This is a genomic window from Virgisporangium aurantiacum, from assembly GCF_016863635.1.
GTDB lineage: Bacteria > Actinomycetota > Actinomycetes > Mycobacteriales > Micromonosporaceae > Virgisporangium > Virgisporangium aurantiacum.
Window position 1 is genome coordinate 10,386 of the sequence record NZ_BOPG01000081.1, and the last position, 14,970, is coordinate 25,355.

The 14,970-nt window shown below is 73.9% G+C and carries 1 protein-coding gene (cut by a window edge); it reads left to right on the top strand.

Going from position 1 to position 14,970, the window contains the following annotated elements:
• Positions 1-14,970, top strand: partial view of a C2 family cysteine protease gene (locus Vau01_RS50535; protein ID WP_204008376.1) — the beginning only. 31,110 nt of this gene lie beyond the right edge of the window; 14,970 of the gene's 46,080 nt are visible here — the first part of the coding sequence; the start codon lies at positions 1-3; the stop codon falls past the right edge of the window.

Sequence of the window (14,970 nt, forward strand, 5' to 3'; positions counted from 1 at the left end):
ATGGTCGGCGGCATCGGTTACGGCGGCGGGTTCGGATACACCAACGACGGCACCCAGGCGCTCGCCGACATCGGCGAGTTCTTCGCCAGCCTGGGCGAGTGGATCGCCGACGCGGCGAACTGGTTCTGGGAACTCATCGTCGGGAAGCTCCCCGAGGACAACTACGAAGACGTCTACCGGTTCGCCCAGGACTGGGGCAACTTCGCCGAACTGTTCTCCGACTACCTCGAAGACGCCGGTCCACACGGGCAGACCATCTCCGGCCAGTGGAGCGGCGACGGCACGGCCACCGCCTTCGCGAAGTACTGGTACGACATCAGCCAGGCCGTCGCGGAGATTGCGCAGGCCGCCGTCTTCATGCAGATCGACGTGGCCTCCTACGGCCTGCAGCTGGAGATCGGGACGTACATGTACGTCATAAATCTCGTGCTGCTGGCCATCATGCTGGTGATCGACATCATCGCGATCATCTTCTTCGGTGCCGGGTTGGCGAAGGCGTTCGCCGACTTCGCGTTCACCCGGGGCGCGCAGGAGGCCACCAAGCGCGGCATCATCACCGCGATCAAGGCCATCCTCCCGAAGGTCCTCGGCCGGAAGGCCACGCAGCTGGGAGCGCGGGGAGCGGCCGCGCTGCCGCGCATCACCGCGATGACGCTGCGCCGACCGGTTGCCGGCACCGTCGGCAGACGCATCGGCGGCTCGGGAATGGTCCGTGCGCTGGGCGGGCGGGGGGCGACGTTCCTGCCGGTGCTGCGCCGGGTGACGCTCAACGGAACGGTCCGCGGGCTCGGTCCGGCCCGTGCGGGCCTCCTGCGGACGCTGGGCCGCGCACCGTTCCGGGCCATCGCGCGGGTGTCGGCGCCGTTCCGCGCCGGCGGGATGGGACGCACGATCCTGGGCCGCACCGTCGCCCGGGGCACCACCCGCTGGTCGAACTACGGGTACCAGCTCGGCGAGCGGGCGCTGCAGCGGCAGGTCAACAGGGCGGTCACCGACCGGCTCGCGCAACGGCTGGCCGGGCGGGTGCTGCGGTCGCCCCAGCTGGCGGCGCGGCTGTTCGGCGAGGGCGCCACCCAGCTCGGCGGGCGGGCGGTGGTCGCGGGGACCCGCGACGTCACCGGTCGGATCGTCGCCGGCGCGGCGAACGAGGCCATGCAGGCCACCGCCGGCCAGGTGGTCAAGCGGATGGCCGGCGAGTGGGCGCGGGGCATCCCGGTGCGGGCGGCGGCCGGTTTCGTGCTCGGCAGCGGCACCAACCTGCTGGCGCAGACCTTCGCGCAGGGCGGTCCGGGCCCGTCGCGGCCGATCGACTGGATGCAGGTCGGCACCAGCGGCGCGCACACCGCGGCGTTCCTCGGCATGATGGGCGGCCGCGGCATCGTCATGCACACGGTCACCGGTACCGTCGCCGGCACCACGCTGGCGGTCGTCGACGGCCTGGCGCACGGCAATCTCACCTGGGCGTCGGTCGGCGACGGCGCGCTGCACGGCGCCGCGATCGGTGCGGCGTTCGGTGCGTACGGCAACACGTTCAACGGTGTGCGGGCCGAGGGTTTCCAGGCGCTCAAGTCGATGTTCGGGTCCGAGCGCGGGGTGCCCGAGGGCATCCGGTTGCCCGGCGAGGTGCGCATCATCGAGCGGGTGGGCGGGCCGAACGACGGCGCGCTGGCGGTGCGCTACGACGGCTTCCGGGGCTCGGGCGAGTTCAGCGACGCGGGCGGCTACTTCCAGTCGGGCAACCGCACCGCCAACTACGTCACCGAATCTCCGATCCGTGCCGCCGGCGAGCGGGTCGAGACGGTCCGGGGCAACCACCACATCATCAACGTCGCCAAGGACATGGGCGGCACCCTGCTCCGCGATCCGGATCTGAACGTTCCGCGGGAGCAGGGCTTTCCCACCAGCCGGGAGGCGAGCCAGCTCGCCGGGCCGCGCGCCGGCGCCGGCACCGGCACCGGCACCGGCACCGTCGACGGCCCCGGGCGCGGCGGCACCGACATTCCGGGTCAGCGCGGCGGCACCGGCGACGTTCCGGGCCAGCGGCCGGCCAGCGACCTTCCGGGCCAGCGTCCGGCGAGTGACCTTCCGGGCCAGCGGCCGGCCAGTGAGCTTCCGCAGGCGCGGGCCGGCGCAGGCGAGGGCACCGGAGGCCGTTCCGAGGGACCGGCCCCGGGCGCGCGCAACGAGGGACCGGTTTCCGGCGCACGCAACGAGGGACCGGCCCCGGGCGCGCGTAATGACGGGCCGGCTGCCGGCGCTCGCAATGACGGGCCGGCTGCCGGCGCGCGTGGCGACGGGGCGGGTGACGGCTCCGGGCGTCCGCAGTCGCCGGAGGGCCGGTCGACGGGTGAGCGCGAGTCCAGCCAGACCGGATCGCGTGACAACGACAAGCCGGTCGAGCCGCTCGAACCGTTGGAGCGGGAAGGGCCGCCCGGCAGCGAGAACAACCCGGGCGGAGCCGGCTCGCGCGACATGGACATCGCCGAGCAGTTGCGCGCGGCCCAGAACGAGATTCCCGACTTCGCGGGCAGCGGCCGGAACCCGGCCGCCGACATGGCCGGCGTCAGCGGCCCCGAGGCGGCTCGCGTTGCCGACGTCGTGCAACGGGTCAACGGCGACTACCCGCTCGACCAGCGCACCGTGCGGCACGTGCTCAACAACCCGCGGGCGTTCGGTCAGGACGTCACCAACACGTTCGTCGAGTACTTCACCGAGCGCGGCAGCGACGGCGTGCACCGGCCGATGGACACCAGGGAGATCCAGGGCCGGGTCCAGGCGCTCAACGAGGCCGCCAGCCGTTACGTGGAACCGTTGCTGGAGAAGGCGAAGGACGCCGAAGCCCTGGTGAGCGACCTCAACCTGCCGCGGAGGATCGGGTCCGATCCGCCGCTGCAACGGTACGAGACGCAGCTCAACCGGATCGAGTCGATCCTCAACGGGCGGGAGACCGTCGACCCGGCCGCGCGGGATGCGGCCCGCGATCTGTTCTCGCGCGCCAACTCCGAGGGGACCCGCACGCCGATCAGCCGGCCCGAGGCGGCCCGGGTGCTCGAACGCATCGACAACTCGGTCAGCAAGGGCCCGCACTCGTTCGCCGAGACGGTCGGCAACATCCGCGACCAGATGGCGGCCGGCGAACCGGCGGCGGAGGCCGGCGCGGGGCGCCGGGGATCCGACGGACCCACCGGGTCGAGGAGCGAACCACCCGCGCTGCGCGAGGAGGGCCGCCCGGGCGAGGGCGAACGGCCGCCCGGCGGACGGGAGAACCCGGGCGAGGACGGGCCGCCGACCGGGGCCGTCGCCCGCGACCCCAACCCGAACGGACCCGGTCCGAACGACAACGCGCCCGCCGGCGCCGCCCGGGAACCCCGCCCGGAGTCGGGCGAAACCGTTACGCGGCAACGGGACGAGCCCGGCGGGTTCCGTGACCCGGCGGAGGAGACCGGCGGCACGCCCGAGGTGGAGGCGCTGCGGAACGGCTACTCCGGCGGCGACGGTCGACCGACGGTCGAGGGTGACACGCTGCAGGTCGAGCGGCCCATCGAGACCGCCGAGTCGAAGCAGCGCAGCAACGACCCGCTGGCCGAACAGGCGGCGCGCGAGAACGCCGAGCTGCTCGAGTTCGAGCACAGTTGGCACGATCCCCTGTCGCCCCTTGACTCGTGGCCGTTGAAGGAGGTCACCCGGACCGGCGACGGCGGCCTGGTGCTGACGTTCAAGGACGGCCACCCGGTGCACAAGGTCGAGGTCCAGTTCCGGGCCGAAGACCTGGGCCGCCCGCACGTCAAGGGCAAGGACTTCGTCCACACCGAGGCGAACATCGAGGTGCCCGAGACGTACCTCGGCCCCGACGGCAAGACGCTGATCCCCAAGGGCGCGGTGCGCGTCGTCTACAACGAGGCGGGGCCCGGCATCCGGGAGCCGATCTCCGAACTGCCGTACCGGCTGGAGAAGTTCTGGCGCGACGGCCCCGGCGGCGAGCGTCCGCCGGGTGAGGTGCCACCGGAGCGGCCCGACGGTCCACCGAAGCCGGACACCGGCGGCGGTGGCGGCCCGCCGCGGTCCGGCCCCGACGGTCCGGCTCCACGGCCGGGACCCGAGGGCGGCGCCGCACCGCGGACCGGCACCGAGGGACCGCGCGCGAGCGTTTCCGAGAGCGGCGGCACCGCGGGACCGCGCACGGGCGGAACCGAGGGTGGCGGCACGGCCACGCGGTCCGGGCCCGAGGGCGGCGGCGGTGCCGCGGCGCGGTCGAGCGGCGGGCCCTCGGCGGCGCTGGAGCCCGAGCGTGGCGGCGGCGGTACCGCGTTGGCGGTGCGGGAACCGGTGATGCGTGCCGGTGGCAACGTCCTCGACGCGTCACCGGGCCGGCCGATCGAGATGATGGGCGAGAACGCCCGTCCGCAGGGCAACGTGCAGGTGCTCGAGCACCACCCCGACAACGTGCTCGTGCTGCGCACGCCCGACGGCTCGATCCGGATGTTCGGTGAGTTCAACCCGGCGACGTTCGACGCCGCGCGGGTCGGTCCGCGCGAGTTCGCCATCACGTCGCGGATCATCGAGCCGTCGCAGGTGCGGTTCGCCGACGGCGACTTCGTTCAGGGCATCGCCAACGAGGCGGCGGCGAGCCGGGCCGGCCGCGTGCCGTCGGTCACCAACGTGACGCGCACCGACGCGAACACGTTCGAGGTCGAGTTCGCCGGCAGCACGAAGCCGATGCAGGTCTCCATCAAGGCCGAACTGACCGACGGCCCGCCGGGCGGGGTGCGGGTCGAGGTGGGGGACCGGTCGCTCACCGACGCCCTCACCGGCCGGACCCCGCGGCCGATCGAGGTCTCCGTCGACACCCGGGTCAGCAGCCTCGATCCGGCGCGGGTGAAGCAGGAGGTCGTCGGCCGGGTCGGGCTCGCCTACGACCGGATCTACCAGGAGCTCACGCCCGGCTACCGCGAGCCGGCGGCGGAGGTCGCACCGGCCCGCGAGGCGACGCCGCCCCGCGGCCGCACGGGGCTGCTCGACGCACCGGAACGCGAACTGCCCGGCACGGGCCCGGGCGAGTCGTCGACCGGTCCCCTCTTCCGGCAGATCGAGGCCGTCTTCGAGGAGATGGGCCGCGACCCGCGTGCGCCGGTCGAGTCCTACCGGCCCGACGGCCCGCGCTCCGGCACGGTCACGTTCGACAGCGGCCCGCGGCTACCGATGGCGGTGCGGGTCGCCGACCTGCCGCCGTCGATCCCCATCACGGCCCGGGTCAGCCTCGTTGCGGTGCCGGGCACCGCCGACCAGCGGTGGCTGGTCGACATCGCCGTCAACGGATCGACCGACCCGGCCCGGGTGCCCGAGCTGATCAACGACCAGCTCGAACGCCTGGACCAGTGGATCGGCGGCATCCGCGACAGCATCGTGATCCCGCCCGGGGCGGGCAGCGGCACCGAACTGGCACCGGGCGTCGTCGGGTTCCCCGACCCGCCCCGGGTGACGTTCCCCGAACCGCCCGGCGTGACCTTCCCCGAGCCCGCGACGGTCGGGTTCCCGGATCCGCCGACGGTCACCGACCCCGAACGGGGCGAGGTGACGTTCCCGCCGCCGCCCGAGGTCACGTTCCCGCAGCCGGGTGGCCCGGGCCGGGTTCCCGGCGCCGATCCGGACGCGCCGGGTCCGGTGCCCGGAGAACCCGGAGTCGTTCCGGGGATCCCCGGCCCGGTACCGGGGGTTCCGGGCACACCGGGCGGTCCGGGAGCGCCCGGAACGCCGTTCCGGCCCGACGTTCCGCCGCCGGTGGTCGCGGTGGGTCAGGCGATCGACTCGTTCCTGCAGCAGGCCGGCACCAACGGCGGCGCGGTCCGGTCGCCGCTGGGCACGGGCAGCTGGGCGTCCCACGTGGTGCCCCGCGACGACCAGCCCACCCTGGTCCGCTTCCTCGACGGCGCGTCCGCCGAGGTCGTCCTCGAACCGGCCGACCTCGCCGACGACTCCGAGGCGCAACTGATCTTCCCCGCGCTGATCTTCGGCGCGGCCCCGTACGGTCACCCGAGCGGGCCGGTCCGGGTGCGGCTGGGCGCCCGCCTCGGCGAGCAGCCGGCGTCGCAGGTGCCGAGCCTCGTGCGGCGCAGCATCGTCACGCAGCTCAACGAGATCCACAACTGGATCGTCACGCGGCCGGAACCCGACGAGATCATCACGCAGCCGGAGCCGGCCTACGTGCCGAACCCGGTGCCGGCCGAGATCCAGTACCCGGGCGCCGACGAGATCGAGATGCCGCGCCGGTTCGTCCACCTGCCCGGGCAGGTGCCGCCGTACCCGGTGCAGGACCGGTCCGACGCCGTCACCGGCGCGATCACCGGCTACCTGAACGAGGCCCGCAACGGCGGCGGCTACACGCCGGTCACCGACGCGATGTTCGACGCCGGCCTCGGCACCGGCCTGCGGCTGCCGAAGGCGGTCAACTGGGCGAGCGGCGCCACCACCATGTCCGTCCGGTACCCCGACGGGCTCACCGCCCCGGTGCAGATGTCGGTCGAGTCGTCGCTGCCGGCCGGGCAGTCGATGCTCGTGCTGCCGCCGATGAGCCGCGCCGGCGGTACCTGGACGCCGCAGGCGCCCGCGGTGATCGCGGTGTCGGGCTACGCGCCGGCCAATCCCACCGCGATGACCCGGCAGGTCACCGGCCAGATCTGGTCGGCGCTCGACCGGCTGCACCGGGAACTGCAGCCGATGATGGCGCCGGTTCCGCAGGGCGGTCCGACCGCCTACGCCGGTCCGCTCGACCGCCGGGACTTCCGCAACCACCCGAAGGTGCCGCTGCGCATCACCCGGGAGTGGCTCGAGAAGATCCTCTTCGACGCGCAGACCGACCCGTTGCTCCGCAACCTGATCCAGACCTTCTTCACCATCCCGCTTCCCGGCGGCGGCTGGCGGTTCGTCACCGATCCGGAACTGTGGAACCTGCTCAACGGCGGGATGGTCCTCGGCTGGGACGGCTTCCTCCACCCGCGCGAGCCCGCCATCCGCGAGAACGGCGGCGGCGCGCCACCGGCGCACTGGGAGGGCAGCGTCATCAGCGAGGGCCGGCCCGGCGGGTCGGTCGAGGAATTCACGATCGAGATCGAGGCCGAGCAGGAGAACGAGGAGACCCCACCGGAGGACGGCACCGAGCAGAAGCCGGCCGACCCGGAACCGGCGACCGACGAGCCACCCGCGACCGACCGGGAACCGGCGACCGACCGGGAACCCGAGACCGACGAGGAGAAGGCCGCGGCGGAGAAGGCCGCGGCCGAGGCCAAGGAGAAAGCCGAGGCCAAGCAGAAACAAGAGGACGCCGAGAAGAAGCGGGTCGTCGACGCCGTCAAGGCGGGGGTCAAGAAGGTCAGCGGGCGCGACGTCAAGTCGGTCACCGTCGAGGCCGGCAGCACCCCCGGCACGTGGAGCGTGCGGGTCGTCCTCGACAACGACCGCATGTACCGGATCCGCGTCACCCAGCAGGGCGCGAAGAACGGGCAGGTCCGGGCGTTGATCCCGGAGGGCGAGGTGGGCGGAACGGCGGCCATCGTCTTCGTGCCGGGCCGGTCGGCGCTCAGCGACGAGGAACTGGCCGACGCGATGGCGCGTGCGTTCGACCTCATCGTCAACCGCACCCTCGACCGGCAGCGGCTCGACCGTCGGATCGAGGCCGCCGGGAAGCCGCCGGCGCCGCTACCCGAGGGCGTGACGGCGACGCCCGCGTCGGAGAAGACGCACACCTGGTTCATCAACACCACGATGGCCACGACGGCGTACCGGTCGCCGTACGCCGCCCTGATCCGGCCCACCGTGGTGATGGAGGCCGTCCTCCGGCTCGGCGAGGCGCGGAAGAAGGCCGCCGACCCCGACCACGAGCTCACCGACGAGGAGCGGAAAGCGGCGCAGGCGGAGGCCAAGGCGGCCGAAGAGGCGCTGCTGAAGGCCGTCTCCGACGCGCTGGCGAAGCTCTCCGGGCACAGCGGCACCGACGTCGAGAGCGCGGCGCTCGAAGACGGCAAGCGTCCCGGCGAGAAGGTCATCGTCGTCCGGTACGGCAGCGGGGACCGCGTCGGCACCTACCGGTTCCAGGTCAAGCAGGGCACCGACGAGCGGGCCGACAACGCGATCATCGTGACGATGCCGGAGTACAGCCACGGCGACCACAACGGCACGATCACCGTTCCGAAGAGCTCCGACCTGCCCACCAAGGAACTGGTCGAGGCGCTGGCCCGGGCACTCAACGCCGCCATCGGCACCACGGTGGCCTTCCAGCGGTCCGGGGTCTACCGCGGCACGGTGGGCGAGCACCTCGACCGGCAGATGATCCTGATCAACCTGCGGTACCTCGCGACGGACTACGCCGCCGCCAAGGGGCAGGTTCCCCTCGCCGACATCGGCAGCATCGAGGATCTCCTCGGTGCGCTCGGCGTCTTCTGGATCGGTGACCTGGCCACGAAGCAGATGAAGCCGGTGGCGGTGCCCGCGCTGATCGAGCGGCTCGGCGCGGCCGACCGGAAGATCCTGGCCGACCTGCTGCCGGGGCTGGCACCCACCGACCCGTTGAAGCTGGCCGAGTTCCTGCGCGACGGCGTCGAGTTCTACACCAGCGGCGACCTGGCCCGCACCCGCGTGACCGTCCGGCCCGACCCGAAGAACCCGGGCCGGGTGCTCTTCTACGGCCCCGACGGAAAGCCCCTGGACACCCGCAAGCTCGACCACCTGGGCATCGGCAAGTTCGTGGCGCTGCCGGACGGTTCGCTCCACGTCAGCTACGGCGACCACCCGATCGCCAAGGTCGGCAGCCGGCTGGAGAACCACTTCTCGATGGCGCGGGGCGGGCCGGTCCTGGGCGCCGGGTACATCGGCGTGCACAACGGCCGCCTGGTGTACCTCGACGACCGCAGCCCGTACCCGGCCAAGGACCAGCAACTCAGGCGCCTGCTCGAACTGCTGGGCAGTCGCGGGGTCGACTACCCGTTCGGCATCAGCACGACCGTTCCGGACGGCGCCGACACCGAGGTCCGGCCGGTGACGATGGCCGAGACGAACCGGGTGAACCGGGCCGTCGCGGGTGCCCTCGACGACCTCGGTGCCGTGCTCGAGGCCAAGCAACACCCGCTGGTCCTCGGCGTCCGGCACGACGGCGGCGCGAGGATCCTCGTGCGGCTACCGGGCACCGACGAGCAGCCGGTCAACGAACAGCCGATCAACGTCGTGCGGATGCTCCCCGAGCTGCTGAACCGCGCCGACCTCACCGAGCCGCAACTCCGCGACCTGGCCCGCGGGTTGGTCCTGGAGCGGCTCGACCGGATCATCGTCGACACGGCCCAGCACGACCCGGGGATGCTGGCCGAGCGGCGCGCCGCCAACACCCCGGACAGCATCCGGGCGAACATCGCCGCCGCCGTGCGAAAGGCGATCGACGAGGGCCCCGAGGGCGAGTGGACCGTCACCAACGGCCTGTTCGGCACCGTCGTGACGTTCGGCCGCGACCACCAGGTGCTGATCGCACCGGCCATCAACGAGTTCGACCCGGCCGAACTCGTGCGGGGCTGGTCGGCGTTCGCCGGGTTCGAGCGGGCCGGTACCCCCGAGGCGCCGATCTGGCGGCTGCTCGTCAACGCGCGGGCGGCGGTCGACGTCGACGCGCTGGACGACCTGATCAAACAGGCCCTGGAGCGTCAGCGGGCGGAGGCGGCCGCGGCGGTCAGCCCGCTGGACGACGTCGCCGGCGTGGTCGCCCGGCCGGCGGCCACCGAGCCGGTCCTCGGGCCCGACGGCGTTCCCGGCACCGGCCCGCACCCGTCCGACGTCGCCGCCCTCGACGCGCTCGGCCGGCTCATCACGCAGTTCCGGGCGGCACCCACCGGGCGGCGCGGCGTGCTGGCCGTCGAGGTCAGCCGCGCGATCGACAGCCTGCTGCGGCCGCTGGGCAGCACCGTCGCCGAGGGGCAGTGGCGGCTGGCGACCGCGCACATTCCCGACCTCGCCCAGGTCGCCGCGGAGGTGTCGGAGTTCCGCCGGCCGGTCCGGGTGCCCGTGGAGATCGAGCTCACCGCGCCGGTGAGTGCCGACTGGACCGCCCTCGAGGTGCGCGGCGCGGCGGCGCACGGCGTACCGGCGAACTGGGAGACCACGGCGAAGGCGCTCGCGCGGGCGGTCGAGCGCAACGCCGGCCTCTTCGAGTCCGTCGACGTGCGCCGCGACGGGACCATCCTCGCCGTCCCGCGCGGGGCCGACTTCGCGCTGGAGTTCGTCGTCGGAAAGGTCTGGCGCGGGCTGCGGGCGCACCGGTCCGAGACCCCGCTGCCGGAGCGGACGCCGGAGGGCCGGCAGGTCTTCCAGGTGACCGTGCCCGACACCATCCCGGACGGCACCGAGTTCGACGCCGGGCGGTACCAGCGCGACATCTGGCTCGACCGGACCGTCATCCACGAGGCCACCGAGGCCCGCGCGGTCGACGCGCTGCGGACGCACGGCGAACGGGCCAACCAGCTACGGGACGCGATCGCCGGCCGGCAGCCGGCCCCTGAGCGGCCGGGCCCGGCCCCGCTCGCCCCGCACGACGCCGCCGACCTCGCCGAAATGCGGTACCTGATCGACGGGCGGTCCACCGCCGAGCCGGACTCGCCGCTGCGGCACGAGTACGAACGGCAGCTCGGGCACCTCGTCCTCGATCTCGCCGAACGGCCCGGCGGGATCGACGCGCTGGGCCTGACCGAGGACGAGCGGACCGTCGTCGACCCGCTGCTGGATCCCGCGGCGCCGTGGCGTACCCGGGTGCATCCGGCCGAGGAGACCAGGCTGGGCGCGGCGCTGCGCGGCGTCACCCGGCATTTCGAGCCGCTCGGCATCGAGTTCCGGTTCCCGGGCGACGACGCCGACCGGCCGGGCATCGAGGTCGACCTGCCCGGAGCGGTCCGCGAGCTCGCCTGGACCGGCGAGTACGGCCCGGCGCTGGAGGTCGCCGCGATCGTCGAACTGGCGAAGCAGGTCGTGGCGATCGGCGCCGGTGGACCGGAGGTCACCGCGCAGGCCCTGGCCCACGCCTATCGCACCGCGCCGGGGCCGGCGCTCGCCGACCTCGCGACCGGGTTCGCGCGGGAGGTCCGGCAGCTGCCGGCCGACGCGGCCATCGAGCTGGCCCACCAACTTCCGGCCGACGTGCCCGACCTGTTCACGCCGCTGTACGAACAGGTGGCCCGCGGGCTGATCGCGGGACAGGCGCGCAACGCCGCCGGTACCGATCCGCTGCTGCCGGTCCGGTCGGTGCGGGGCGTCGACGGCGACCGCATGGTGGTCGAGCCGCACGGCGGCGGAACCAAGCCGGTCGACATCACCACCTCCGTCCGGCAGATCGGCGCGATGGCGGCGCGCGGCGTCCCGCTGCCGCGGCTGATCGCCGCCGCCGCGGCCGAGGCCGGCGCGCTGGCCAACGCCGTCGCCGGTGACCGTGGCCGGCTCCCCGGCGAGGGCGAGCCGATCAACCGGGCCGAACGGATGTGGCGCGGCGCCCTGGTGGCGCTCGGCCAACTGCACGCGAACCCGGGCACCCCCGCCGACGTCAGGGCCGCCGCCGCGGAGTGGTTCGAGGCGATCCGGCGGTCGGACCCGGCGGCCGGATCCGACCGGGTCGCGGGGTCGCTGCCGCCGGCCGCCGGCGACCTGTACACCGCGTCACCGGCGCCGCCCGCGGGTGATCCGCTGCCACCGGCGCTGACCACGGTCGTGCCGCTCGGGCCGCCCCTGCCGGGGCTGAAGCTCGACGAACTGGTCGACAGCCACACCGGGGGCCGGGCCGACTTCGGTCCCGTGCTCATGGAGCGGGTCGAGGCCTACCAGCGCGAGTCCGACCGCGTCGCCGCCCTCGACGGGGTTCCCGGCCGGGCGCTCGACGCGCTGGCGAACGTGTCGGGCGACCTGGAGAACGCGCGGTTCCACTGGGTGGAGGCCTGGCGCGCGGCCAACGAGGCGGCCTGGCTCGACGCGCGCGCCGATCAGCTGGAGCGCGTCGCCGCCCTGTCCCCGCCCGGATCGCCGGTCGACGACGTCGCCCCCGGCCCGGGTGAGGCGCAGCGTCTGCGGTGGGAGGCCGAGGCCGAGCGGGTGCGCGCGCGGGAGTCGTGGACGGCCGCCGGCCGGCACGTCGAAGCGGCCAACCGGCGCGTCCAGGAGGCCGAGGCGGCGGTCGCCCAGCTGCCGGAGCCCTTCCAGCCCCACCCTTTCCGACCCGACCCGCTCGAACCCGACCCGCTCGAACCCGACCCGGACGCGCCCGTCCAGGACGAGCCGGTGGATCCGGCCGAGCCCGAGCCCGGCACGCCGGTGGCCCCGGCGGCACCGGTGGTGGCACCGGCGCCGACGGGTCCGATGCCGATCGAGGCGTTCCGGCGGGCGATGGCCGCCGCCGCGGCCGAGTTCAGCGACCTCGGCGACGCGATCGAGACCGACGCGACGGCGATCGGCTGGCAGTTCGACCGCGCGACCGACCGGGTCACGCCGAACCGGTCGCCGGCCGACGCCGCACGCACCACGCTCATCCGGGCGGCGACGGCGGCCCGGCGGGGCGACGTCACGGAGGTGATCGGCGAGCGCTTCGGCGGCGGCACGTTCGAGCCGATCGCCACGTCGCCGGCCGCCGTCGCCGGGAAGATCGCGGAGTTCCTCCAGAAGCTGTCCGAGTCCACCGAGCCGCGGGTGGGCTTCCTGGTCGTCACCATCGGCGGTCAACCGCAGCCGGTGATCATCGCCGTCGCGTACGACCCCACCGCCGGCACGCCGCCGCGGGTCGTCGGTGCGATCGGCGGCGGGCGGCCGGCCCGCGTCGACCCGAACGCCGAACCGGTGGAGGTCGAGGAGCTGCTGCGGCAGTACCCGGGGACGCCGATCCACGTGTCGGCGCTCGACGACGCCACGGCGCGCGGGCGCATCGAGGCGAACCTCGGCAAGCGCGCGACGTCGGTCGCGAACGCGATCGAGCAGGCGGCCACCGCCGGGCGCGGCGTGGCGGGCGACAACCGCCTGCAGGGTCAGGTCGCCGTGCAGGCCGGCCCCGACGGCGTCCGCTTCCTCGGCCGCATCGTCGCGTCGGCCGAGAGCGAACCGGAGCCGGCCGAGTCGACACCGGCGGAACCGGCGCAGTCGCCGGCCGAACCGGCGCAGGCGCCCGCGGAACCGGCCCAGGCACCGGCCGATCCGGCGGCGGCGCCGGCGGAACCCGCGCAGGCACCCGCCGAAGACCTCGAGAGCTGGATCGAGGCGGCGAAGCCGCACCTCACCGAGCAGGAACGGATCTTCCTCGAACAGTTCGTCGACTTCCAGGGCGCGAACCTGCAGAACGTCGCCAGGAAGTTCGGCGTTCCGCCGGGCGACGTCGCGGCGCTCGTCGAGTTCGTGAAGTGGGACTACGCCCGCCGCGAGGCCGCCACATACCTCGCCGACGTCCTGATGAACGATCCGGAACTGCGTGAGTGGCTGATCGATCAGTTCACCAACAACCCGGCCTTCGAGAAGGTGCGGCAGCAGGGGTTCGGCCTGCCGATCGACCGCCAGCTCCTCAAACGGCTCATCGAGCGCATCTCGATCAAGCTGGTCAAGGACCGGCTGGAGCGGGAGTTCGCCGACGTTCCCGGTGTCGAGGTGCTGGACGGCGTCGAGATCTTGAAGAAGACCGGGTACGCCAGCGTCGAGGAGGCGAACGCGTCGCTCAAGCCGGGGCAGCGGGGCGGCTTCAGGTACATCGAGGGCAAGGGGGTCTTCCAGTCGGTCACCGACATCGACCTCCTCGTGATCTCCCGCGAGACCGATGGCGAGCCGGCCAGGACCGTGCACCAGGAGCAGGTCAAGAGCGGCAAGGGCGAGGGCCACAAGGATGCCGCGAAGCAGCTGGCCGCCGCCGTCGAGGCATTCCGGGAGGCGGTCGAGAACCCGGACGACGTCGTCCTGATCTACAACGGCGAGGACATCACCGACCAGATCGATCCGCGCGACCTCCCGCCGGGAACCACGTCGGGCGCCCAGGACCGGAAGGGCTTCGACAACAACATCGGCGTGACCACGTTCCAGCTCGAGCGGTTGGCCAAGGAGCTCTACCCGCACATGCCGCAGGCGCCCGGCGCCACGGCGCCGGAACCGGCCCGCGACGACGGGAGGCCGCCGCCCGACGGCGGCGGCCCCGGCCCGGCACCGGGCGGAACGTCGACGACCGCCCGCGAGCTGCCCGGCGCGCCCGGTGGCCGTGGCCCGTCCGACCCGACGGGCACCATGAACGCCGTCCGGCAGGTGCTGATCGCGGTGCGGCACCTGTTCGTCGATCCGCCGGTCCCGCAGGCCGACGGCTCGCTCGTGGTCGTGCCGCGCGGCGCGCGGTACGCACTGCGGTTCCGCCCGGACCAGATCGCGGTGGAACTGCGCGGCCAGCGGGTGTTGACCACCGAGACCACCGCCGCCGGCCTGCCGATCATCGACGTGCGGGTGCCCGACGGCATCCCCGTCGGCGACGAGCTCGCGCCCGGCTACCACCAGCGCGACCTGTGGATCCGGCGCATCGTCGTGCACGAGGTGCGGGAGGCGGCCGCCGTCGCCACCCCGCGCGGCATGTTCGGGTGGCTCCGGTCGAAGTTCGCGGGCGACCCGAACGACTGGCCCGACGCCCTGGAACGGGGGACGGAACCGGGTCGCCGGCTCAGCCCGCACGACGAGGCGCACCGGGCCGAGGTCATCGACCTCGCGACCCTGCTGGAGAGCTCGCGCAACGGTCCGCCCGCGGTCGTCGCCGAGATCAAGCGCCAGCTCGGCCTCCTGCTCGAGGCGATCGGCGTCAGCGTGCCCAGGCCCGGCGCCCAGCACGTCGGCGTCAGCATGCCCAGGCCCGACCCGGACGCCCGGCACGTGCCGGCCCGCTGGGCGCTGCTCGACCTGCCACCCGAGGTCGAGGCCACGCTCCAACCGCTGCTCGAGCCGGGCGCCGAC